The sequence below is a fragment of the Leucobacter tardus genome (assembly GCF_017583045.1).
Lineage (GTDB): Bacteria > Actinomycetota > Actinomycetes > Actinomycetales > Microbacteriaceae > Leucobacter > Leucobacter tardus.
Window position 1 is genome coordinate 421,924 of record NZ_JAGFBF010000001.1, and the last position, 24,079, is coordinate 446,002.

Here is a 24,079-nt window from a genome sequence, read left to right on the forward strand (position 1 = left end):
GATCGGGGAAGTCCGATCTCACGAAGTGGGGGGTCGACGTGCGCGGCATCGTTCTCGCCGGTGGTTCCGGCACGCGCCTGTGGCCGATCACGCGCGGCATCTCGAAGCAGCTGATGCCGGTGTACGACAAGCCGATGGTGTTCTACCCGCTGAGCACGCTCATGGCGGCGGGGATCCGCGAGGTGCTCATCATCACGACGCCCGAGTACCATGCGCAGTTCCGGGCGCTGCTGGGCGACGGGTCGGCGTGGGGCATGCGGCTCGAGTACGCGGTGCAGCCGTCGCCGGACGGACTCGCGCAGGCGTTCGTCATCGGTGAAGACTTTCTCAGCGGCGACGACGCGGCGCTCGTGCTCGGCGACAACCTGTTCCACGGCAGCGGTCTCGGCACCGCTCTGCAGGAGCACGCCCACATCGACGGCGCGCGCATCTTCGCCTATCACGTGGCCAATCCCTGCGCCTACGGCGTCGTCGAGTTCGACGACGCCGGCCGGGCCCTCTCGATCGAGGAGAAGCCCGAGCGACCGAAGAGCAACTACGCCGTGCCCGGCCTCTACTTCTACGACAGCGACGTCGTCGAGATCGCGAAGGGCATCGCACCGAGCGATCGCGGGGAGCTCGAGATCTCCACCGTCAACGAGCACTACCTGCGCGCCGGCAAGCTGCAGGTGCAGGTGCTCGATCGCGGGACGGCCTGGCTCGACACCGGCACCTTCGCCTCGATGATGCAGGCGGCGGACTACGTGCGCGTGATCGAGGAGCGGCAGGGGCTGAAGATCGGCTGCGTCGAAGAGCTCGCCTGGCGCAACGGCTGGATCGACGACGGCGAGCTCGCCGACCTCGCGGCACCCCTCGTGAAGAGCGGATACGGCGACTACCTGCTCCGACTGCTGCAGGACGCGCGATGAGCGGGCAGCGGTTTCTCGTCACGGGCGGAGCAGGGTTCATCGGCTCGAACTTCGTGCACCACCTCGTCGCGCGCACCGACGCGACCGTGACCGTCCTCGACAAGTTCACGTACGCGGGTAACGCGGCATCGCTCGACGGCCTGCCGGCCGACCGCGTCACGACCGTGCGCGGTGACATCTGCGACACGGCACTCGTCGACGCGCTGGTGCGCGACGCCGACGTGGTCGTGCACTACGCCGCCGAGTCGCACAACGACAACTCGCTGCGCGATCCGGCACCGTTCGTGGCGACCAACCTCGGCGGCACGTTCGCCCTCCTCGAGGCCGTGCGCCGGCACGACCGGCGCTACCACCACATCTCGACCGACGAGGTCTACGGCGATCTCGCGCTCGACGATCCGGCGCGCTTCACCGAGCGGACACCGTACCGCCCGTCCTCGCCGTACTCGTCGACGAAGGCCGGCAGCGATCTGCTGGTGCGGGCCTGGGTCCGCTCGTTCGGGGTGCGCGCCACGATCTCGAACTGCTCGAACAACTACGGTCCGCGCCAGCACGTCGAGAAGTTCATCCCGCGGCAGATCACGAACGTGCTGTGCGGCGAGCGGCCGCGGCTCTACGGCGACGGCCGCAACGTGCGCGACTGGATTCACGCCGACGATCACTCCTCCGCGGTGCTGCGCATCATCGAGGCGGGGCGCATCGGCGAGACGTACCTGATCGGCGCCGACGGGGAGCGCGACAATCGATCCGTGCTCGAGATGATCCTCACGACGATGGGGGAGTCCGTGGACGCCTACGACCGTGTGCCCGACCGCGCGGGCCACGACCTGCGCTACGCCATCGACGGATCGAAGCTCACCCGTGAGCTGGGCTGGCGGCCCGAGCACGGCGACTTCGCACGCGGTCTCCGGGCGACCATCGACTGGTACCGCGAGAACGAGCGCTGGTGGCGTCCGCAGAAGGCGGCCACCGAAGCGCAGTACCGCGAACGGGAGCTGCAGCCGTGAGCGCCGAGTGGACGACGCGGGCGCTCGCCGTCCGCGACACCCCCATTCCGGGCCTGCGGGTCGTGGACCTGCCGGTGCACGCGGACGGCCGGGGCTGGTTCAAGGAGAACTGGCAGCGCGAGAAGATGGTCGCCGTCGGGCTCCCGGATTTCGGACCGGTGCAGCACAACATCTCGTACAACGCGACGCGCGGCACGACCCGGGGCGTGCACGCGGAGCCGTGGGACAAGTACGTCTCGGTCGCGTCCGGTCGCATCTTCGGCGCCTGGGTCGACCTGCGCGAGGGGCCGGCGTTCGGCACCGCGTTCACCGTCGAGCTCGATCCGGGCACTGCGGTGTTCGTGCCGCGGGGCGTGGGCAACGCGTTCCAGACGCTCGAGGACGACACCGCCTACGTGTATCTCGTGAACGCACACTGGAGCGCCGAAGCACAGGGCGACTACACCTTCCTCAATCTCGCGGACGAGGCGACGGGGATCGCCTGGCCGATCCCCCTCGCGCAGAGCGAGCGCTCCGAGCGCGACCTCACCCACCCCCGCCTCGCCGACGTCACTCCGATGCGGCCGCGGCGCACACTGGTACTCGGCGCCGACGGGAAACTGGGTCGCGCGCTCCGAGCGACCCTGCCCGAAGCCGATTTCGCGGGACGCTCCCGCATCGACCTGAGCGATGCCGCGTCACTCGATGCCGTGCGCTGGAGCGACTACGACACGGTCGTGAACGCCGCGGCCTACACCGCGGTCGACGCGGCCGAGACACCCGAGGGGCGCGCCGCATGCTGGGCGGTGAACGTGACCGGCCTCGCCCGCCTCGTGCACCTGGCCGCGATGCACCGGCTGACCCTCGTGCACGTGTCGAGCGACTACGTCTTCGACGGCATGCAGCACGAACCGTACCGCGAGACCGACCCGGTCGCCCCGCTGGGCGTCTACGGGCAGACCAAAGCTGCGGGCGAGGCGCTCGTCGCGCTGCTGCCCGACCACTACGTCGTGCGCACGAGCTGGGTCGTCGGCGACGGCGACAACTTCGTGCGCACCATGGCTTCGCTCGCCGCATGCGGCGTGGACCCCTCGGTCGTCGACGACCAGGTCGGTCGCCTCACCTTCGCGACCGACCTCGCCGCCGCGATCCGACACCTGCTCGTCACCCGCCCCGACGCTGGGACCTACCACGTGACGGGCGGAGGGCCCGCCGGTTCGTGGGCCGACGTGGCTCGGAACGTGTTCCGGATGCTCGGGCACGATCCGAACCGCGTCACCAGGGTCTCCACCGAGTACTACTTCGGCGGCAGGCAGGCGGCTCCACGGCCGCGCAACAGTCTCCTGGCGCTCGACCGGATCACCGCGACCGGGTACGCGCCGCGCGATGTCGCGGACGCGCTCGCCGCATATCTCGAGGCGGACCGCAGCGTCGCGGTCGCCCCTGAACAGGAAGGCTGAACCATGGTGCCTCCGACCGTACGCATTCTCGGGACCCACGGCGTGCCCGCCGCGTACGGCGGTTTCGAGACCGCCGCCGAGAACATCGGGTTCCATCTGCGCGACCAGGGCTGGAACGTCGTCGTCTACTGTCAGCTGCCGGGCAGCGGCCCCACTGAGGTGGACGAGTGGAACGGCATGCAGCGGGTGATGATCCGCGAGCCGCGCGACGGCTGGCGGGGCACGTCGGCGTTCGACCTCACCTCCATCCGGCACGCGATGGCCGCGCACCGACCGGGCGACGTCTGGCTCACCTTCGGATACAACACCGGGCTGTACAACATCGTTCCGCGCCTCCGCGGGATCCCGAACGTCATCAACATGGACGGCATGGAGTGGACCCGGAAACGCTGGGGGCTGCTGAAGCAGGGGATCCTGCTCGCGAACGAGCGAATCGCCGGGTGCGTCGGTGACGTGCTCATCGCCGATCACCCCGTGATCGCGACCTACTTGCGCCGGCACTTCGGTCGGCGTCGCGTGCAGACGATCACCTACGGCGCCCACGAGGTGCACCGCGCCGATACGGGACCGGTCGAGCAGCTGGGCCTGACGCCCGGCGCGTACGGGATCGTCGTCTGCCGGCCGATCCCCGAGAACTCGGTGCTCGAGATCGTCACCGCGTGGTCGCGCACGCGCCGGGGCATGCCGCTCGTCGTCGTCGGCCCGTTCGGCGATCAGGATCCGTACCACGTGGCCGTCAAGGCCGCCGCATCGGACGAGGTCCGGTTCGTCGGAGCGATCTTCGAGCCTGAGCGCACGCGCGCGTTGCGATTCCACGCGGCCGCCTACCTCCACGGACACACCGTCGGCGGCACCAACCCCTCGCTCGTCGAGGCGATGGCCGCCGGCAACCCGGTGATCGCGCACGGCAACGCCTACAACCGCTGGGTCGCCGGCCCGAAGAACGCGTACTTCACCGACGCCGACGACCTCTCGACCCTGCTCGACGCACTCGTTCCCGACGCCGCGGCGCGCCGCGCCATGGGAGCGGCAAGCCGGTCGAGGCACCAGCAGGAATTCACCTGGGAGCAGATCGGCGCCCAGTACGAGCGGGCGCTCTTCACCGCGATCGGCAAGCGACCCGCACCCGCACATCACGCACAGGAGGCGCACTCATGATCGACGTCGCAGTGGTCGGACTCGGCAAGATGGGGCTCTCCCACCTGGCGATGGTCCGCGCGCACCCCGAGGTCAACCTCGTCGGCGTCTGCGACGCCACGGGGTATCTGCTCGACCTGCTCGCCAAATACACCGGCGTCGCCACCTACAAGGATCTCGACCGGATGCTCGACGAGGCGAAGCCCCAGGCGGTCATCGTCGCCACGCCGACCCACCTGCACGCCGGCATGATCCGGGCGGCACTCGCGCGGGGCATCGACGTGTTCTGCGAGAAGCCGCTCGTGATCGATCCGGCCGAGAGCGCCGAGATCGCGGCGCTCGCCGCTGCCGAACGCCGGGTCACGCAGGTGGGGTATCACAACCGGTTCGTCGGCGCGTTCCGCGAGGTCAAGCGTCTGCTCGACCACGGCGCCATCGGCACCGTGAACACCGCGCTCGCCGAAGCCTACGGTCCCGTCGTGCTGAAACCCGCCGGACGCACCTGGCGCAGCCAGCGCTCGACCGGTGGCGGGTGCCTGTACGACTACGCCGCGCACCCGCTCGACCTGCTCTCGTGGTACCTCGGGCAGCCGGAATCGGTCAGCGGCAGCCAGCTCACGAGCATCTTCTCCGCGCAGATCGACGACGCCGTCGCCAGCACGCTGCACTACGCGACGGGCACGGCGCAGATCATCGCGAACTGGTCGGACGAGTCGCAGCGGAAGATGACGACCAAGATCTCGCTCTGGGGCCCGCACGGCCGCATCTTCGCCGATCGGCAGGAGGTGCAGGTGTATCTCAGGGACACCGCGCCGATCCCCGACGGGTACCGCGCGGGATGGAACGTGCGCTACACCACGGATCTCACCGAGACGCCCTGGTTCTATCTGCGCGGCGAGGAGTACAGCGCGCAGCTCGACCACTTCGTGCAGCGGGTGCGCGACCGCGACGTGACCGGCATGAACGACTTCCCGTCCGCCGCGCTCACGGACCGGGTCATCTCGATGATCGGCGAGGACGCGGGTCGCGAGGACGCGCGACTCGCCACGGACAGCGTGCCCGCGGCGACGCCGGTGAAACGTGGACGGTTCGCGTCAGCGCTCAGCGCGCTGCGCGGAGAGGGGTAGGAGCACATCATGAGTACGCTGACGACGCAGACGACGCGGACGATGGACCGACTGCTGTTCGGGGACAACCAGTTCTTCGGGGTCAATCACATGTCCGAAGAGAAGGCCAGGGCGCAGCAGATGCGGTTCCAAGACCTGAACGCGGTCATGGGCGTGCTCGACGGCGCGATCGATGAGGGCGTGCGCACGTTCATGTGCACCACCCACGACCGGATCTCCGAGGTCGCCGATCGGGTGCGCGCGGCCCCCGAGCGCTACGACGACCTGCAGTTCTACCCGTGCATGCCCTACGCGCACAAGTACGCGAACGCCGTGACCGAGGAGGGCTTTCTGGGGGCGGTGCGCAAGTTCCTGCCGAACGACGGGCTGCTCGACAGCGTCATGCGCGGCACGTCATCGTTCGCGAAGAAGGACATCGAGGGCCTCACTACGCTGCTCATCGACGCCGAGCTGAAGATGTTCTCCGGGCTGTCCACTCCGGTCATCTGGTTGCAGAACGTCGTCGTCGACCTGCTCTCGGGGCTCGGGTTCACCGACGCCCTGCGCATCTTCGCCGACTACGTGCGCGACCGGTACGGTGCCGAACCCGGGTTCATCACGATGAACCTGCCCCGCCTGCTCGACGACCTCGACCGCGTCGGCGTGGTGAACCCCATCGTGTGCGCGAACATCAACGCGCTCGGCTTCCGCATGTCCGGCGGAGTCGACGGCTATCTCGAGGCGATGCGCGCGCGGCCGTTCCGCGCGGTCGCGATGTCGGTGTTCGCGAGCGGCGCGATCCCGCCCCGCGAAGCCATCGAGTGGGTGTGCGGTCTGCCGAATCTCGAGTCGATCGTGTTCGGCGCCTCGAGTCGTGAGCACATCGCCTCGACCGTGCGTCTCGTGGAGGAGCACTGGCCCCTGCTCTCGGTGAGGGAGTGATGCGACCCCCGCCTCGGCACGGCGCGTCGACGGTGCTGATCGCCAACCCGTCTGCCGATCTCTACGGCTCGGACCGCATGGTGCTCGAAGCGGCCCGTGCGCTGATCCGCGCCGGCTCCCGCGTGGTCGTCACGTGTTCGGTCGACGGGCCGCTCACCGGTGAGATGCGCGGCGCCGGGGCGGAGGTGCGCGTGCTGTCGACCCCGGTGATCCGGAAGCGCATGCTGCGACCGCTGGGTCTGCTCGGACTGGTCAGACGCATCGTCGTCGACCTGCCGCGCATGCGCCGGCTCATCGCCGACGTGCGCCCGCGGTTCGTGCTGGCGAACACGCTCACGATCCCGTTCTGGACGCTCGCAGCCCGCATGTCTCGAGTTCCGGTCATCGTGTACGTGCACGAGGCGGAAGCATCGTTGTCTCGCGTCGCCAGAGCACTGCTGCTCGCGCCGCTCCGCCGGGCGAACGGGGTGATCTACAACTCGGAGACGAGCCGCCTGGCCTCTTCCGCTCCGTCGCTCGAGCGGAGGCACCGCGTGGCGACGGTCGTGAACGGCGTCGCGAACCCCGGCCCCGCCACGCCACCCCGTCCCGCCATCACCGGGGCGCTCCGCGTCGTGTACGTCGGCAGGCTCTCACCGCGCAAAGGCGTCGATCTCGTCATCGCGGCGGCGCGATTGGTGCACGAGAGCGGGATCGACATCGAGGTCGAGCTCGTCGGCGACGTCTTCCCGGGATACGAATGGTACGCCGAGGACCTCGCGCGACGAGCCGAGGAGAGCGGACTCGGGGAGCGCATCCGTTTCGCCGGATTCCAGCCCTCCGTGTGGCCGGCGCTCGCCGCAGCCGACGTCGTCGTCGTGCCCTCGCGGGCCGATGAGTCGTTCGGCAACGTGGTCATCGAGGCCGCGCTCAGCGGACGGCCGGTGATCGTCGCCGATCACACGGGACTGCACGAGGCATCGGCGGGGCTCGCCTCGGCGATACGTGTTCCCAACGACGACGCTCGCGCGATCGCTACGGCGCTCACCGGAGTGCGTGAGCACTGGAAGGCCTCGAGAGCCGCGGCGCTCGCGACCGCCGAGTTCGCACGCCGCTGGTACGACCCCGTCGAGTTCCGGGGACGCTTCGTCGAGGCGGCGGAGCGGCTGGGGCGCGAGGACTAGCCGCCCGCTACTCCTCGGTGCCGTCCGCGTCGATCCCGCCGTCGGGGTAGACCTCGACCGAGGGTTTCATCGACAGGAAAATGACACTCGCGACCAGTCCGCCCCAGATGATCACGGCGGAGCCGATGAAGCAGGCTATGGCGATGGCGCTCATCGTGCGCCTCCCTTCGTTCCGAGTTGTGCGTCGGTCGGCCAGACCTCGAACTTCTCCGGGTCGTGACGCCAGCGCAGCTGCGGCAGCACGAACGCTGCGACCAGCATGATCAGCAGGCTGCCCCAGCCGGCGGCCCAGAGGTACCAGGTGTCGTACCCTTCGTACCCGTTCTGCAGGAAGTCGACAATCTTTGCGATCAACATGTAGCCGAGCACCAGCGGGGCGAGCACGGAGGTGAAGATCTGCCAGAGGATGCCCACCTTGAAGGTCGACACCGCACTCAGGTGCCGTGCCAGTTCCGGGCCTTTCCGCCTGACCCACATCACGACGATCGTCATGCCGACCGCCGACGCGACGATGCCCAACTGGTTCGACCACGCATCGATGGTGTCGAGCGCGGTCAGACCCGACGTCGTGCCGAACAGCACGAGTGAGATCACCGCGAGGATACCGCCGAAACCGAGCACGGCGTTCCGCCTGGTCCAGCCGAACTTGTCCCGCAGTGACGCGATGACGACCTCGAGGATCGAGATCAGCGAGGTGAGACCCGCGAGCGTCAGCGATCCGAAGAACAGCGCGCCGAACCACGCACCGCCGGGCATCTGACTGACGATCGCCGGGAAGGTCATGAACGACAGGCCGACGCCGGTGAGCCCTTCGAGCTCGGCGATCCCGACGCCCTGCTGGAAGGCGAAGAACCCGAGTGTGGCGAACACGCCGATGCCCGCCAGCAGCTCGAACGACGAGTTGCCGAAGGCGACGACCAGCCCCGCGCCGGTCATGTTGGAGCGCCTGCGGCGGTAGGACGAGTACGTGATCATGATGCCGAACGCGACGGACAGCGAGAAGAAGATCTGTCCGTACGCGGCGATCCACACGTTCGGATCGGCGAGGGCCGCGAAGTCGGGTGTGAAGAAGGCGTTCAGTCCGTCCATCGCGCCCGGCAGGGTGAGTGCGTAGACGACGAGGATGAGGAAGCCGACGATCAGCAGCGGGATGAAGATGATGTTGGCGCGCTGGATGCCCTTGACCACGCCGGCGGCGAGGATGCCGAGCGTCACGATCCACGCGATCGCCAAGGGGATCATCACGGCGGGCACGAAGTCGAGCGTGAACGGGCTCGCGGCCGTCTGCAGGTAGTCGCCCGTGAAGAAGCCGGCGGTGTCATCACCCCAGCGCAGGTCGAAGGAGAACACGAAGTAGCTCGAGGACCACGCCAGCACGGCGGTGTAGTAGATCGAGATGAAGACGCAGATCGCCACCTGGAACCAGCCGAGCCCCTCGCCGAGCTTGCCGCCGAGGCGCTTGAGCGCGAGCGGGACCGAGCCACGGAACCGGTGGCCGATGGCGTAGTCGAGGAACAGGATCGGGATACCCGCGGTGATGAGCGCCACGACGTAGGGGATCAGGAACGCCCCGCCCCCCGATTCGTAGGCGACGCCCGGGAAGCGCCAGATGTTTCCGAGGCCGACGGCGGAGCCGAGCGCCGAGAGGATGAAGCCGACCTGCCCCGTCCACTGCTCGCGCTGCGGGACCGCCGCTCGGGGGTCTGCTGCTGTCATGGCTTTCCTTCCGCCGGGGTGGGGTCCTCGTCGACGCGATCCGTGCCGGCGTCAGACCCAGAGCGTAATCTGTGTCGGCGTTCAAAGAAAGCACCTGTCGCGAAGTTTCGCAAATGCGGTGCGCGTATTCCCGTCCACCTGAGGCGGTGCTCAGGCCTCGTGCGCGAGCATCTGCACTTGGGAGGCGAACTCCTCCGTCTCGGCTCTCACCCGCTTCAGCGTCGCCATGTGCGGGCCGCGCCTGCGGTGATGATCATCGGGAATGTCGAGCGGGTGCCCGGTCGACGCGCCCCCGGACCATGGGCGTCGACGCGGGGGGCGGGGAACGACGAGCATGCCGCGCTGCGCATCCAAGAGCCGGGCGTAGGCGCCGCGCGACGTGTCAACCGCCAGTCCGTCGTTCTGCCGCGCGGCGACGATCCTGCCGAGCAGCACGGCCTCGGAGAGCGTGAAGAGCCGCGGGCGGAGGTCGGGATCGCGCGTCGCGAGCGCCGCGCGTTCAGCGCGGGAGGCGACGATCACGAGGTCCGGGGCGGGACCCGGTGCCGCGAAGGCCTCGTCGACGGATGCGGAGCGGTGCTCCGCGGCGAGCGCGGCAGCCGCTGGGTCGCGCACCGCCGACCGGGCGAGATCGCACATCGCCGCGCCGGGGCGCGCGGAGATGCCGGCGCTCGCCGCCGCCCAGTCGTCGCGCGCCGTCGACCCGAGAAAGGTGTAGCGCATGAGCGGTGAACGGCAGACGTTGGCCGCGCACACGAAGAGGACCGATCCCGTCATGCGTCGTCCTTTCGTCGTGCGGCTCTGAGGCGCAGCAGGGTGCCGCGGAGGGCGCGGACGGCGAGTCGCGGATGCTCGGCCGAGAGCTTCAGCAAGCGGAACCCCCGGTATCGCGGCACGGACCTACCGCCGAGTCGGGCCCCCCAGAGGCGGGCAGCGAGGTACTGGCGTCGCGCGGTCTGCAGGGGCTGAGCCGCAGCGAGTTGCTCCGGGTCGAGCGGGCGCACCTCGATCACGCCGGCGGCGTGGGCGGCGCGCACGATCTCGAGCCCGCGCTCGGTTCTCGCGATGAGCGCGCTGCGGCCCTCGCGCTCGCCGAAGGTGGGGTAGCCGCGCTCATCGGATTCCCACGAATCGGCCGCGGCGATGTCGGCGGACTCGCCCACGCCGTCGGGACAGATCTTGCAGCGCCACTGCGTCGTCGGGCCGAGGGCGCGCCCCCACGAGCTGTCGTAGTCGGTGCTCACCTCACCGTCGGCCGACACCGCGGTGAAGCGTCCTGGCCACCCTCGCCCGCGGTACCAGAGGTCGGTGACGGCTTCGGGTTTCGGGCCGCCGAGGTCGCGCACCAGCTGCTCGGTCGCCTGCTGGCTCGGAGTTCCGGCACAGAAGAAGGAGAGCAGGATCGGCGCCTCACCCTCGGTGTTCGTCCAGGCCCGCACGGCTGAGGCTTCGCAGGGTTTCGCCGTCATGGCGTGGCTCGCATCGGCTGTCGCGAGCTGCCCGACGCCGACCGGGGCGTAGCGGGAACCGGCCGCAGCGAGCGCCTCAGCTTTCGACATGAGTCGGATCGGCACGGTGCGGACGGGGCGTGCGGGGTCGGCTGCCGCGGTGGAGACCTGCGTCGCGCGACCGGTCTCGAGCAGCCAGCCCTGCAGTGCGGTGAGGGCCCCGCCGCTGCTCGCCCGGTGCCGGATCTCGGGGTCGACCGCCCACGCCTCCCACACCGCGAAGTACGAACCGAGCAGCGGGTGCCGCGTGCTTCCGGCGGGGCGCTGGGCGACGATCTGCTTGCCCGGGCAGATGCGGGCGAATCGCTCTGCCGCGCCGTCCCGCTCGTCGACGGGGGCAGTGGGTGTCGGGCGCAGGTAGCCGGCGTCGTCGAGTGCCATGGTGAGGCCGCGGTCGAGGATCGTGCACACGCCGCATCCCGAGCACGCGTCGGCGGACACCACCTGCGTCACCTGATCGCGGACCGTCTTCACTGCGTCGTCTCCCCTGTGCCGGGAGCCCATTCTCCCTGCGGCCACCCTATCGCGACCCGGGTCGGCTTCCGCACGATTCCGCGGAACTGAGCGTGTCCCGGAGTACACTGACGCCATGTCGCGACTTCGATCCTGGTGGCCCGGTCTGTGGCGCAACATCGTGCTGAACACGGTCGTGAGCTCGTCGTTGATTCCGGTGCCGCTGCGCTGGCGACTGCTGCGCGCCTACGGGGCGGACGTCGCGCCGAGCACGATTTCGCCGGGCGTGTGGATCGGGAGTCGGCGGCTCACGATCGGACGCGGTGCGTTCATCAACACGGGGTGCCTGTTCTCGACGCACGCCCCGATCACGATCGGCCCCCGCGCTTACCTCGCGATGCGGGTGACGGTGAGCACCTCGACCCACGAGGTCGGGCCGAGCGGCGCCCGGGCCGGAGCCCTGGTGACGGCCCCCGTCACCATCGGCGCGGGCTGCTGGATCGGCGCGAACGTCACGATCCTGCCCGGTGTGACGATCGGGGACGGCACCGTTGTCGCTGCGGGTGCCGTGGTCACCCGCGACTGCGCGCCGAACGCCCTGTACGGCGGCGTGCCGGCAGAGAAGAAGCGGGATCTGCCCGTCGCGAGCGCACCCGTCGCGTGAACCGGGCGGTGACTGCGACGGCGACGATGAGACACTGCCGCGTATGGACCAACGATTGCATGTGCTCACGCTCGCCACGGCCGACCTGAATGCCGCACGCGAGTTCTACTGCAGCGGGCTCGGATGGACTCCGCTGCACGACGAACCCGGTGAGATCCTGTTCTTCCAGGTCGCGCCGGGACTCGTGCTCGGCCTCTTCGATACGGCGAAGTTCGACCACGACCTCCTGCGAGGCCGATCGACCAGCGGTGTCAGCGGGGTCACGCTCTCCCACAATGTGCCTGAGCGCGATGACGTGGCCACGACTCTGGCCGCGCTCGAAGCTGCTGGAGGCACGATCCTGAAGCCCGCGCAGGAGAGTGCATTCGGCGGCATCTTCCACGGGCACATCGCGGACCCCAACGGCGTGGTGTGGGAGATCGCGCACAACCCCGGCTGGAGTATCGGTGCCGATGGGGCGGTGAGCTTCGGATAGTTCACTGACTCGAGTACCGGAAACGGCGCGCTGCGGGAGGCGGGCGAGCCGAGTGTCACTCGTGACCGACACCTCTCGGCACTCCCTCCGGCTTGGGCGAGCATCACGAGCGACCGCGTAGTGACTCATCGGCTTGGTGGCACTTGTCCGGGGGCCCCGTTACGATTGCGCCCAGAAGACATGATGGAGATCGGGGGAACCATGAAGATCACAGCGAAGTTCACTTCTTTCGCACTCGCTCTGGGACTCGCTGGGGGTGCAGGGGTGGTACTGGCACCCGCCGCACACGCCGATGCGACCAATTACACCATCACTCGCAGCACGCTGGCGGCGTGCCAGGCCGAGTACCGCACTGCAGTCAAGCAACTCGCGGGCCAGATCGGCGCCCAGTACCCCTGCGAGTGGAACACGTACCAACGCGCATATATTGGCATGATCGTCTACAACTACTGATCACCCCATCGTTCGTTGGCATCCTTCGGCCTGATAGATGCTGAGCTCAGGCCTCTCCAACCGGGAGGGGTGAATGTCTACCATTGTTGGGTAGGCGCGGCATCGCGAGTGCCCATGATCGTCGCTCTGCGTCGCCACATCACCCGAACATTGACCGGCAGGTTGACCAGGGCGAAGAGCGCCGAGACCGTTTTCTGTGGATCGGGCACGGGGGCCGGACGAGCGCAGGAGAGGGGTTCGCGCGGGTTGTGAGCTCCGGGGAATCCGTCGCCCTCGTTCTCGGCCTCACCCTACCGGCGCAGCATGAGCCGACCGAAGCCGATGAGCGTGCGTGCGTCGCGGCGGATCGCGGGGACGAGCAGCAAGAGACCCAGTGCCGCGCTCGCCGCCGCGAGTCCTGCGCCGAGCGCGACCCAAGCACCCGCGACAGGCATGGCCGCCGTCGACGCCGCCCACGCGGTGAGCGCGGCGACCGCGGAGACGGTGAGCATGCGCAGGGCGCCGGTGTAGAGGGCTCGCACCGGCAGCGTCGTGATGCGCGACAGCCACCAGATCGAGAGCGGCCAGGCGATCGCGGGGGCGACCGCGAACCCGATGCCGATGCCGACCACGCCGAAGAACGACCCGACGATGATGCAGACCGCGCGGATGCCGGTGGACACGAGGGAGTACTGCAGCAGTTGGCGGCTCAGGCCGCGGGAGACGTACACCCAGTAGCCGACGAAGGAGAGCGTCGTCAGGGCGCCGGCGATCGCGAAGCAGCGCAGCAGCGGAGTCGCGCCCTCCCACTGCGGGCCGAGCATGAGCGCGACGACGGGTTCCGCCATGCCGCAGACGAGCAGCAGCGGCAGTCCGAGCGCGTACCCCAAGGCGAGCTGTCCGGCGGTGACGAAGCTGTCGAACCGCTCGCGATGCTCCTGCGCCCGCGAGAAGACGGGGAGCGCGACGTTGGTGAGCGGGGAGCGGATCTGGTTGAGCGGCGTCATGACGATCTGGAACGCCCGATTGTAGAGGCCGAGCGACGTGGTGCCGAACTTCGCGGCGACGACGATCGTGTCGATCTGCGCGGCGCCGTAGGTGATGAGGCCGGTGACGACGAGGTGCCAGCCGAACGCGACAAGACCGCGCACTTCGTGCACGCGCGCGTACCGGCGCGGACGCCAGCGCCCGAACGCGACCAGCATGACGAGCAGCACGGTCGCTGCCGCGAGCTGCTGGATCACGAGCGACCAGTACCCGGCGCCGAGGAGCGCCGCGACCACGGCACCGCTGAGCGCTAGCGTCGCCGAGACGATGTCGGCGATCGCGAGTGCCCGGAACCGCAGGGCTCGCATGAGCTGCGCCCGGTACTGCGTCGCGATCCCGTTCACGACGAAGACGAGGGCCAGCACCTGCAGGATCCCGAGCAGTTCGCCCTGCCCGGTCAGCAATGAGACCGGCCAGGCCGCTACGAACGCGATCGCGGCGAGTCCGGTGCCGAGTGCGGAGTTGATCCAGAACAGGTTGTCGCGTTGACCGTCCGTCAGCGTCGGCGCCTGGACGGACGCCGAGGTGAGTCCGAAGTCGCGGAAGATCTCGCCGACGCCGACGACGACCAGGGCGATCGCGAGTAGACCGTAGTCGTGCGGGGAAAGGAGGCGCGCGAGAATCACCACGGAGAGGAGCTGCAGCAGGATCCGGGCCAGCTGGGCGCCCATGGTGAACATCGCGCCGCGAGCGGCGGAGTGCGCGAGCGTGTCGGTCGTGGCCACGGCGCTCACCCCGCGAGCAGCGCAGCGACGGCCGGGCGCAATCGGTCGATCCGGGATCGGCCCTCGGCCCGCACCTCGTGCGCGCGTTCGGCCAACCCGGGCGACCGCGTCGCGGCGAGCACGGCACGACTGGTGGTCATGGCGTCGTCGACGTCGACGACGTACTCCCAGCCGAGCTCGGCCAGCAGCGGCCTGAACTTGCGGGAGTACGCCATCGCGATCGCCGGGGTGCCGGTGGAGAGCGCGTTCAGGCAGGCGTGCATGCGCGCCCCGATGACGATGCGCGCACCGGCGAGCGCGCTGCGCGCCTCGTCGAGATCGGTGGGGACGAGCAGGTCGAGTTCGCCGGCGTACTCGACCTGCAGTTCGTGCGCGGCGGCGATGTCGCTGTCGTGCGCGCGCGAGGCGAGCACGTGCGGCATGAGCGTGACGGAGCGGCCGTCGGCGCGGAGACCGGCGATGATGAGGCGCACGGCCCGGCGATACTCCTGGTGGTCCACGTGCGGGTTCTGCTGCCACAGCAGCCCCGAGACGTTGAGGACGACATCATGCGGCGCCCTGGTGGGCGGGGCGTCGATGGCGAAGACGAGGTCCGTCGTGGTGGCGTCGACGCGGCGCCCGAGCCCTGCCGCGGCCTCCGCGCTGCGCGGATCCCGGGCGAAGACGAGGCTGGACCGCTTCAGGGAGCGCGACGCGAGCGCGCGTGCGGTGCATCGGCCGAAGGGCCCGATGGTCTGGGGGGCCATGATGCATCGCGCACCGGCCTGCGCCGCGAATTCGTGGATGAGCGACATGGTGAGGTGCCGATCCATGCCGTAGATGTCGGCGAAGCTGTCGCCCGACCGGGTGTCCCAGAACACGTCGAAGGATGAGAGCCACTCCATCATCGGCGACCCGGGTCGCAGGCGCTGCCGCAGCAGCGACCGAGGCGACCAGGGGACCGCCGCCGGCCGTGATCCGTAATTGAGCACCTCGAACTCGGCACTCGGGTGCACCGACGAGATGAGGTCGATGGATCCGCGCCCGAGCACGCGGACACCGAGGTTGGGGGAGACATCGTCCGCCCAGGCGATGAGGATGCGCATGATGCGTCGCGCCTCAGACCCGCACGCGGGCGGCTCGGCGCGACGGCTTGGCCAGGTGCGCCGGGGTCGGCCGGCTCGCCTCGACATAGTATCCGTCGGCGTTGCGCCGCTGACGCGCCTTGTTCAGCACGGCACCGGCGATCCGGCCGCCTGCGGTCTCGAAGCTCGTCACGGCGTGCACCAGCTGCGATTGCCGGGTGCGCCCGGCGTCGACGACGAGCACCGCCCCGTCGACGAGCGGCGAGGTGAGGTTCGCGTCGGCGACGCTCAGGATCGGCGGCGAATCGATGATGACGTAGTCGTACTGCGGCGTGACCGCATCGATGAGCTGGCGCATCGCCTCGGAGGCCAGCATCTCGGACGGGTTCGGCGGCACCGTGCCGGCGGGAAGCAGGTCGAGCGTGGTGCTCTTCCGCTCGATCCTCGCCTGTTCGAACGAAGCGTCCCCGAGCAGCACGGAGGTGAGCCCCACGGCGCCTTCCACGCCGAAGAGATCGGCGATCCGCGGCTTGCGAAAGTCGGCGTCGATGAGCAGCACGCGGCTGCGGGCCTCGGCGAGGGTCAGCGCGAAGTTCGCACTGAACGTCGACTTGCCCTCGCGCTCGGCCGTCGACGTCACCATGATGCGCTGCAGCCGCTCGGAGACCCCCGCGTAGGTGAGCGCCGACCGCACGCGACGGAACTCCTCGGACGCGCGACCGAGCGGCTCCTGCGCGACGAGCAGGCCGACGCCGCGCTTGCCGCCCGGCACGCGCGAGATGGAACCGAGCACCGGCAGCGGCACGGCGGCCTTCAGTGCCGCGGCGTTCGGCATGCGGGTGTCGAGCACCCCGTAGACGAGGGCGGCGGCGATACCGGCGAGGAACCCGACGGCGGTCGCGAGGAGCGTGTCGCGCGGCTTGTTCGGCGAGACCTGGAAGCGCGGGCTCTCGGCCGCGTCGACGATCGATGCGGTGATCGATGGGGCGCCCTCCGCACTGCGAGGCGAGACCTCCTGCACGGCGTCGGCGAGCTGCTCGGCGATCGCGTTCGCGACCGCGGCAGCTCCGTCGGGCGAGCCGGCGGAGGCGGTGACGCTCAGGATCACGGTGTTCGTGGGGCTCACGACCTCGACCTGACGGGCGAGCTCCTGCGCATCGGTGTCGAGACCGAGATCTTGGATCACCGGATCGAGCACGCGCGACGACGTGGCGAGCTGGGCGTACGACTGCATCTGATTCTGCGCGTACGTGGTGCCCTGGTTGAGGTCGGTGCCGGTGCTGCCCTGATTGATGGAGACGAAGAGCGTCGCGGTCGACTGGAAGACCGGCAGCGCGAGCAGCGAGAAGGTCATCCCGGCGATCCCCCCGATCGCCGTGATGACGACGACGATGTACCAGCGCTTCTTCAGCGACGTCCAGATCGTCCCCAGTGTCCATGCGGATGTGTTCTCGATCACCGTGATCCTCCCCTGATCGGCATCGGTCGAGCAGCCGACGACACGAGTCGTTCGGCGAAGTCGTGGGGCTGCGCACCCAGGGCGGGCAGCGGCCGGCGTCGCGCGGCGACGTTCAGCGACACGGCGAGACCCGCCGCGAACCAGAAGAACGTCGAGTACTGCGTGATGAACGCCACGGCGAACAGGCCGGGCAGCTGCGCGGCGACCGCGATGCTGGCGGCGTTCGCCCGCCCGCGCTTCAGGATCGGCAGCGTCGCGCACAGCAGCGCCGCGATGAGCAGCAGGGTCGGCGCCCAGCCGACCCGCATCGCCGTGACCAGGAGCGCGTTGTCGATCGAGCGCGCGAAGGACCCGAGGTAGTCGCCGTGCACCGTGAGGCCGGTGATGTCGGGGGCTGCGCCGATCGGCTGCAGCACCTGCAGAATCGAGAGCAGATCGAGTCGATAATCGGCGCTGCCGCCCGCTTCGGTGCCGGCTTCCAGGAAGACGCGGCTGACGAACGGCACGATCACGGTGGCGGCGATGAGCCCCGCCGCGATCGTGACCGCTCGCGCGCCGCGGGAGAGACCGGGAAGCACGAGCACCGAGAGGGCCACCGTGATCACGAAGGTGACGAGCCCGATCCGGCTGAGCGTCATCGCGATCGCTGCAGCGATGAGGATGAGCAGCGCGAGCTTGATCTGCAGGCGCCACTTCGTGCCGAGCACGAACGCCGCGGCGATCGACAGCGATGCTCCAAGCGCGATCGAGTGCCCGAAGGCGCCCTCCGCACGGATGAGGCCGCCGCGCGGCTGGAGGGGCGCCCAGACGCTCGCGAGACTGTCCGAGCCGAACGTGATGAGCACGAAGAGGTTGGTCCCCGTGAAGGCCTCGACGAGCGCCAGGGCCGCGGCGGCGCCCGCGATGAGCGCGATCGCGCGGAACAGGAACTCCTGGCTCACCCGGGTGAGGATCAGGCGGCCCCACAGGTACGGGATGAGCCACTCGGTGACCGCGCTCACCGCGCCCGCGAGCGAGGTCATGCCGAGCGCGAACTGGACGACCACGAGCATGAAGAACGCCGCCATGAGTCCGTCGGCCGGCGAGAGCTCGATCGATCCCGAGCACGTCACGATCGCGAGCACCGTCATGAGCGTGATCGCCGACCAGAACGGTCCGACGCTCACCCCCACCCAGATCGGCACGAAGCACAGCACGAGGATCCACGCCACGACCGTGATCCGCGGCGCCGCCCGCAGCACGAGCACGGCCGTCACCGCAGCGGCGAGACCGCCGAGTGCGATGGCGACCGTGCTCATGTGCTCCACCCTCAGCCGATCTTCGAGACGACGAAGTTGTCGAACGCGATGCCGGTGGGTGCGGTGGAGGAACTCGTGCGGCTGGCGCGCAGCCCGAGAGCTCCCGCGGCCTGCAGCCCGGGATCGGCGTCCTGCGCCGTGAGCTGCCAGGCGCTCGGCTCGGTCGCCCCGCTCTTCCAGAGCTTCGCCTTGAGCTGGGTCGCATCGGTTCCCGTGACCTCCACCTTGAGGGTGAAGGTGTCCCCGGCGCTGTACGTGAGACCCGACAGCGTCGACGTCTGCAGCACCGTGGTCCCGCGCTGCGCGACCAGCCACACCGTTCCGTTCGGTCGCAGCCAGGCGTGCACCAGGTACGAGCCCGACCCGGTGTCGCGGGCCACCACTCCGGCGTACACGGCGCCGGTGTCGGAGCCGGCGCTCGAGGAGAGGTCGACCTGCGCCGTGTACTCGCGCAGCGGGCTCTGGGTGAGCATGCCGGTGCGGGTGCTGCCGGCACCGAGGTTCAGGCGCGCGGCTCCGCCCGAGACCGATGCCGCCGCCGTGCCCCCCGTGATGGTCCACGGTCCACCGACCTCTGCGGTGCCCCACGAGGCCGTCGCGGTCCGCTCGAAGGCGTCCTTCAGCAGCGGTCCCGCGGCCGGGGGCGGGGTGACCGTGACGGTGACCTTCTTCGCGGTCGAGTGCGTGGCGCCCTGGTTGTCGGTGACGGTGAGGGTGACGTCGTATTCGCCGGCTGCGGCGTAGGCGTGGGTCGCGGTCTTCCCGGATCCGGCCGGGGTGTTGTCTCCCCAGTCCCAGCGGTAGGAGGCGATGCTGCCGTCGGTGTCGGCGGAGGTGCTGCCGTCGACCGCGACCGTGAGCTCGGACACCGACGCAGTGAACGCGGCGACGGGCGGAACGTTGGCGGGTGGCGGTGTGACGGTGACCTTCTTCGCGGTCGAGTGCGTGGCGCCCTGGTTGTCGGTGACGGTGAGGGTGACGTCGTATTCGCCGGCTGCGGCGTAGGCGTGGGTCGCGGTCTTCCCGGATCCGGCCGGGGTGTTGTCGCCCCAGTCCCAGCGGTAGGAGGCGATGCTGCCGTCGGTGTCGGTGGAGGTGCTGCCGTCGACCGCGACCGTGAGGCCGGAGGTCGATGAGGTGAACCCCGCGACGGGCGGCGCGTTCGGCGGCGGCGCGTTCAGGTCGCGCACGGTCACGCGGTCGAACGACACGGGTCCGACGGCGGTCGCCGATCCGGCGAGGTTGTAGCGCACCGATGCGTATCCCGCCTGCTGCAGCGCGTCCGTCGCGTCCGTCGTGCTCAACTGCCAGCTCTGCGGTTCGGCACCGCCGCGCGGCCAGATCTTGGCGCGGAGGGTCGTCGGGTTCGACCCGGTCACCTCGGCCTTGAGACTGAACTCGTCGCCCTGCTTCCAGCTGAGCCCCGACACCGCCTGGGTGCCGATGACGGTCGTGCCCTGCTGGGCGACCAGCCACACGGTCCCGTTGGTGCGGTGCCACGCGCTCACCGAGTACCCGGCGCTTCCGTTCTGTCTGAGCGTCGCGCCGACGTAGCCGGACCCCGTCGTCGGACCGTACCCCATCCGGTAGTCGAGCGCCGTCTCGGTGTCTTTCGCCGAGAGGCTCTGCAGCGCCATCTGCCGCGTGCTGCCCGGGGAGAGACTGAGCACGCCGTGCGTGCCGTTGGTCGAGGCGACGTTCGCCGACCCGAGCATGGTCGTCCAGAGCCCTCCGGACGGGGCCGTTCCCCACCCGCTCGAGACCACGCGGTCGAAGTCGTCCTGCGCGGCGTAGCGCGTCGACTCGACCGTCACCTCGCGACGGGTCTGCGCGCTGGCGCCCAGACTGTCGGTCGCGGTGAGGGTGATCTCGTAGGTGCCCGACTTCGCGTACTCGTGCGAGGCGCGTGCGCCGGTCGTGGCGGGTGTGCCGTCGCCCCAGTTCCACGCGTAGGCGAGCGTTGCGCCGTCCGAGGCGGTCGAGCCGGTCGCGTCGGTCGACACGGTGAGGCCCGCCGCTGCAGCGGTGAACGCGGGTACCGGGTCGGCGTGCGTCACGGTCACCTGGTGGGTCTCGCTGGTCTTGGCCCCGCGGTCGTCGGTGACGGTCAGCGTGACCGGGTAGGTGCCCGCTGCGGTGTAGGCGTGGGTGGCGAGCGCGCCCGATCCCGCCGGGCTGTCATCACCCCAGTTCCAGGAGTAGGAGGCGATCGAGCCGTCGGGATCGCTCGACGCCGACCCGTCCACGGTGGCGGTGAGCCCTCGGGCCGTCGTCGAGAACGCGGCGGTCGGGGGCGTGTTCGGCGCCTGCACCGTCACGGTCCGCTGCGCTGACCCGACGAGTCCGCGATCGTCGCGCACCGTGAGCGTCGCCGTGAACGTTCCGGCCTTCGCGTAGGCGTGGGTGGTGGTCGGCGCCGATCCCGAGACGGTCGGCGTTCCGTCGCCGAAGTCCCAGGCGTACTCGGTGAGCCTGCCGTCCTCGGCGACGGTCGAGGCCGACCCGTCGAAGCTGACGGAGAGATCCTCGGCCGCTGCAGTGAAGCTCGCGGTGGGCGCCTGTCGGCCCGAGCCGATGGCGTAGTGGGTCGACACCTGTGCCGAAGTCAGGGCCGTCGGATACACCGCGACCTCGTCGATCGACCCGGAGAGCCAGTCCGATTGCGGCCGGTCGGGCCAGCTGCCGAGGTTGTCCCCGCCGATCCGCCAGTATCCCGAGAAGCCTTCGCCGCTCGTGACGCTCGGGTCTGCGGCGACGAGCTGCCCGTCGACGTAGAGCTTCATGCCGTCCTTACTCAGGGAGGACGCGGCCTGATGCCACTTGCCGTCGTTGTAGGACGACGCCGAGGTCACGATCTTCGTGGAGCCCGGATAGACGCCGAAGTTCAAACGGCCGTCGTTGCGCATGTAGATGTGCCGGTCGTACGAGGACGAGGATCCGCTCTGCGCGTTGCCGTAGCCGATGAGTTTGCCGCCGCGCGTCGAGGTGGTCTTGAACCAGAGCTCGGTCGTGAACTCCGTCGGCGTCGCCGGACGCGACGATGATGAGACGCGGCCGTTCGACGTGCCGTCGAAGTTCGAGAACCCGGTGGTCGATCCCTTGACGGCGCCCGGCTGCTCGGCCTGCACGCTCGATCCGAAGGTGGGCGGGTTCGTGCCTGCCCAGTCGGCCGCGCTGTCGCCGAGCGGATAGTAGAGGTCGGCGCCGTCGTCGATGACCGCGCTCGTGTAGGCCGTGGCGGCGTCCGAGCTCGCCGTGGCGGTCACGGGTTCACTGGTGACGGTGTTGCCGTCCCCGTCCTTCACCGTGATCCGGTAGGTGTAGGACTGGCCCGCCTGCACCGATGGGTCGGTGAGCCGGATCGACGGCACGTTCCACCACCCGTTCGACTTCGTGACGGTGTCGATCACGCCGCTGCGGCCGCTGCGCGTCAGTTCGTAGGTGAGGTCGCGGTCGTCGCGATCCCAGGTGCCCGCGATCGAGAGTCGGATGCGGCCGGGGATCACCGTCGACGCGGTCGGGGCGCCCCAATTGCCGGTGGTGCGCACGCGCGGCCCGTCCTTCGCGCCGGTGGAGGGTTTCGTGGAGAAGCGCACGATGCCCTCGTACCGGCCCTGATTGACACCCGGGAACTCGCCGGCGACCGAGATGACATCGCCTGCGCCCGTGATCGAGAGGCCAGCCTGCCCCATGCCGGTGCGCGAGGAGTCTCCCGTGTAGAAGTCGGGGTACCACGCGTACGCCGACGGGGCGGCTTCGCCCTGCCAGTCCTTGTAGGTGGAGCCTGCCGCCGGCTGGCGACCGAGCGTGCCGCCCACCTCGGCGGTCATGGCGTGGATGTACTTGTGGTCGCGCGGATTCTGCTCGGGCCACAGGTTCATCGTGCTGCAGGCGTGCGTGTGCGTCGTCGAGTAGACGACCGTGCCGGTCGAGTAGACCCCGTAGTGATCGCCCAGGCAGTCGGCGATCCACTTCGTGCCGCCTGAGGACGAGTTGAGCGCCACGATGCCTTCCAGGTTGCCGGTCGCCGCGTCGGCGTAGACCCACCCGGTGCCGTAGACGGCCTTGCTGTCGGCGTTCAACCCGTAGATGCCCGCCTTGCCTCGGGTGTTGCCCGAGCCCCAGCCGTTCTTGACCTTCTCGGTGCCGGCCCAGGTCTCGTTGATCTGACCGGTGGCGCGCTCGAACGAGACGAGGCCGCGCCACTTGCCGTTGCCGTCGACGTCGGAGAACCGGCCGCCGTACACGACGTGCGTGCCGTCGGGGTCGAGCACCATCGCGTCGACCTGCTGATCCGTCTGCGAGTCCCAGTCGGCCCGGAGCGCGCCGTTCGACGCCGCGAACGCCGCGACGTTCTTGCGCGCGGTGCCGTTGGCCTGCGTGAAGAGACCGCCGACGTAGACGGCGTCGGCGTCGGCCGCGAGCGCGTACACGCCGGTGCCGCCGATGGAGGCCGAGAAGCCGGGCAGCAGTGCGCCCGTCCGGGCGTCGAGCGCGGCGAAGTTGTACCGGGGCTGATCGTTCACTTTGCTGAACGAACCGCCGATGTAGATGCGGCTCCCGTCGGGGGAGGCGGCGACCGCTTTTACGACGCCCTCGACCTGGGGGGCGAACGGCAGCAGACCGCCGGTGTTGATGTCGAACGCCAGCACGTTCGAACGCGGTGTGAGCGAGGTGCCCGGTGCCGCGAGTGCGGCGCGCGCGTTGTCGAACTTGCCCACCGCGTAGACGGTGGTGCCCGAGGTGGCCTGGGCCCACACGTACCCGCCGTCGATCTGCACCGTCGGCAGCGGATCGCTCGTGGCGACGTTCTCGTCCCGCTGCAGCAGCGGGGGAGGCGACGGCTGCGGGTCGGCCGCCGATGCTGGCGCACCGCCGATGCCGAGGACCATCGCCCCGGCCACCAGGGCGGTGGTCGTGACCGTCGCGAGAACGGCCCGCAGACCGCGTCCACCAAATGACATGGCGTCCTCCATTGTTCAGGGCGTGCGTCCGGTGAACTGCGCGACGGGCTCGCCCGCGGCGGAGTTCACACTGACCGTGATGTCGCGGTCGTGGGCAGGTTCGAGGAGGAAGAGGTAGGTCCCCGTCGCGCTGTCGCCGGGCTCCACGTCTCCGGTCAACGGCGCGGCATCGCCAGTGTTCGTGCCGATGCCGTGCTCGCCGCCGTCGGCCTCGAGAGAGACCACGGCGGAGTCGACGTTCAGCGCCTCGGATGACGCATTCGCGACCGTGACCGTGATCACGGCGGCCGTGCCGGCCATGTCGCCCGGCGTCTCGGCGGTGACCGTCGTCGTGGTGATCTCATCGATCGTCACGGACACGTCGGTGTCGAGGTCGATCTGCTCGTCGCTCGACCCCTCGACGACCGGCAGCTCCGGTGCGGCGGTCGGCCCGAGCTCACCGGCCGAGGGTTCCGGCTGGTTCGCGACGGTGGTCGTGTCGGGTGCGTCGGCCTGCGCCGAACATCCCGCCGACCCGATGACTGCGGCGAACGCGATGGCTGCTGACAGCCACACACGTGTCCCCTGACCCC

General features: G+C 69.7%; 20 protein-coding genes. 10 read left to right on the forward strand and 10 right to left on the reverse strand.

Annotated elements, in window-relative coordinates:
- Window positions 1–38 precede the first annotated feature (38 nt).
- From rfbA to J4H85_RS02060, 7 genes are read left to right on the forward strand one after another with little or no spacing between them, the layout of a single operon-like run.
- Complete coding sequence (rfbA, locus tag J4H85_RS02030; RefSeq protein ID WP_208236398.1) at window positions 39–908, forward strand: glucose-1-phosphate thymidylyltransferase RfbA; 870 nt, start codon at window positions 39–41, stop codon at window positions 906–908.
- Window positions 905–1,915, forward strand: a complete 1,011-nt coding sequence (rfbB, locus tag J4H85_RS02035; protein WP_208236400.1) for a dTDP-glucose 4,6-dehydratase — start codon at window positions 905–907, stop codon at window positions 1,913–1,915. Before rfbA ends, rfbB begins: the two co-directional genes overlap by 4 nt.
- Window positions 1,912–3,354, forward strand: coding sequence for a sugar nucleotide-binding protein (locus J4H85_RS02040; RefSeq protein WP_208236402.1), 1,443 nt, complete (start codon window positions 1,912–1,914; stop codon window positions 3,352–3,354). The genes rfbB and J4H85_RS02040 overlap by 4 nt, the downstream gene beginning before the upstream one ends.
- A 3-nt stretch (window positions 3,355–3,357) precedes the next feature.
- Entirely contained in the window at window positions 3,358–4,512 is a 1,155-nt protein-coding gene (locus tag J4H85_RS02045) for a DUF1972 domain-containing protein (protein ID WP_208236404.1), read from the forward strand.
- Window positions 4,509–5,618, forward strand: coding sequence for a Gfo/Idh/MocA family protein (locus J4H85_RS02050; RefSeq protein WP_208236407.1), 1,110 nt, complete (start codon window positions 4,509–4,511; stop codon window positions 5,616–5,618). The genes J4H85_RS02045 and J4H85_RS02050 overlap by 4 nt, the downstream gene beginning before the upstream one ends.
- 9 nt (window positions 5,619–5,627) lie before the next feature.
- Complete coding sequence (locus J4H85_RS02055) at window positions 5,628–6,539, forward strand: hypothetical protein (protein ID WP_243893298.1); 912 nt, start codon at window positions 5,628–5,630, stop codon at window positions 6,537–6,539.
- Window positions 6,539–7,702 carry a glycosyltransferase gene (locus tag J4H85_RS02060; protein ID WP_208236409.1) on the forward strand — a complete coding sequence of 388 codons (1,164 nt, stop codon included), beginning with the start codon at window positions 6,539–6,541 and terminating at the stop codon, window positions 7,700–7,702. The genes J4H85_RS02055 and J4H85_RS02060 overlap by 1 nt, the downstream gene beginning before the upstream one ends.
- A gap of 7 nt (window positions 7,703–7,709) precedes the next feature.
- On the opposite strand, the gene J4H85_RS02065 is transcribed toward J4H85_RS02060, so the two are convergent.
- The 4 genes from J4H85_RS02065 to J4H85_RS02080 all read right to left on the reverse strand — a co-directional run bounded on the left by J4H85_RS02065 (window position 7,710) and on the right by J4H85_RS02080 (window position 11,400).
- Window positions 7,710–7,856, reverse strand: coding sequence for a hypothetical protein (locus tag J4H85_RS02065; protein ID WP_208236411.1), 147 nt, complete (start codon window positions 7,854–7,856; stop codon window positions 7,710–7,712).
- Window positions 7,853–9,418, reverse strand: coding sequence for a sodium-dependent transporter (locus J4H85_RS02070; protein WP_208236413.1), 1,566 nt, complete (start codon window positions 9,416–9,418; stop codon window positions 7,853–7,855). The genes J4H85_RS02065 and J4H85_RS02070 overlap by 4 nt, the downstream gene beginning before the upstream one ends.
- A gap of 150 nt (window positions 9,419–9,568) precedes the next feature.
- Window positions 9,569–10,195 (reverse strand): low molecular weight phosphatase family protein, encoded by a 627-nt coding sequence (locus tag J4H85_RS02075; protein ID WP_208236416.1) that lies wholly within the window; start codon window positions 10,193–10,195, stop codon window positions 9,569–9,571.
- Window positions 10,192–11,400: a Coenzyme F420 hydrogenase/dehydrogenase, beta subunit C-terminal domain gene (locus J4H85_RS02080; RefSeq protein WP_208236418.1), complete on the reverse strand. Its 1,209-nt coding sequence runs from the start codon at window positions 11,398–11,400 to the stop codon at window positions 10,192–10,194. Before J4H85_RS02080 ends, J4H85_RS02075 begins: the two co-directional genes overlap by 4 nt.
- A 115-nt stretch (window positions 11,401–11,515) precedes the next feature.
- On the opposite strand from J4H85_RS02080, the gene J4H85_RS14140 reads away from it, so the two are divergent.
- The 3 genes from J4H85_RS14140 (at window position 11,516) to J4H85_RS02095 (ending at window position 12,971) form a co-directional block, all read left to right on the forward strand.
- The gene (locus J4H85_RS14140) at window positions 11,516–12,043 is read left to right on the forward strand and encodes an acyltransferase (protein ID WP_279592001.1); all 528 of its coding nucleotides are present in this window, start codon (window positions 11,516–11,518) and stop codon (window positions 12,041–12,043) included.
- A gap of 43 nt (window positions 12,044–12,086) precedes the next feature.
- Window positions 12,087–12,518: a VOC family protein gene (locus J4H85_RS02090; protein WP_208236421.1), complete on the forward strand. Its 432-nt coding sequence runs from the start codon at window positions 12,087–12,089 to the stop codon at window positions 12,516–12,518.
- Between the two features lie 201 nt (window positions 12,519–12,719).
- On the forward strand, window positions 12,720–12,971 hold the full coding sequence (locus J4H85_RS02095) for a hypothetical protein (RefSeq protein WP_208236423.1): 252 nt from the start codon (window positions 12,720–12,722) through the stop codon (window positions 12,969–12,971).
- 290 nt (window positions 12,972–13,261) lie between these two features.
- Here the strand turns inward: J4H85_RS02095 and J4H85_RS02100 are convergent, their stop codons facing one another.
- The 6 genes from J4H85_RS02100 to J4H85_RS02125 are packed head-to-tail and all read right to left on the reverse strand — an operon-like array spanning window position 13,262 to window position 24,062.
- Window positions 13,262–14,722, reverse strand: coding sequence for a lipopolysaccharide biosynthesis protein (locus J4H85_RS02100; protein ID WP_307863324.1), 1,461 nt, complete (start codon window positions 14,720–14,722; stop codon window positions 13,262–13,264).
- A gap of 5 nt (window positions 14,723–14,727) precedes the next feature.
- A complete protein-coding gene (locus J4H85_RS02105) occupies window positions 14,728–15,807 on the reverse strand; it encodes a polysaccharide pyruvyl transferase family protein (RefSeq protein WP_208236425.1) in 1,080 nt (359 codons plus the stop codon).
- 13 nt (window positions 15,808–15,820) lie between these two features.
- Window positions 15,821–17,245 carry a tyrosine-protein kinase domain-containing protein gene (locus J4H85_RS02110; RefSeq protein WP_208236427.1) on the reverse strand — a complete coding sequence of 475 codons (1,425 nt, stop codon included), beginning with the start codon at window positions 17,243–17,245 and terminating at the stop codon, window positions 15,821–15,823.
- Entirely contained in the window at window positions 17,242–18,543 is a 1,302-nt protein-coding gene (locus J4H85_RS02115) for a hypothetical protein (RefSeq protein ID WP_208236429.1), read from the reverse strand. The genes J4H85_RS02110 and J4H85_RS02115 overlap by 4 nt, the downstream gene beginning before the upstream one ends.
- An 11-nt stretch (window positions 18,544–18,554) precedes the next feature.
- On the reverse strand, window positions 18,555–23,507 hold the full coding sequence (locus J4H85_RS02120; RefSeq protein WP_208236431.1) for a PKD domain-containing protein: 4,953 nt from the start codon (window positions 23,505–23,507) through the stop codon (window positions 18,555–18,557).
- 15 nt (window positions 23,508–23,522) lie between these two features.
- The gene (locus J4H85_RS02125) at window positions 23,523–24,062 is read right to left on the reverse strand and encodes a DUF4352 domain-containing protein (RefSeq protein WP_208236433.1); all 540 of its coding nucleotides are present in this window, start codon (window positions 24,060–24,062) and stop codon (window positions 23,523–23,525) included.
- Between the last annotated feature and the right edge of the window lie 17 nt (window positions 24,063–24,079).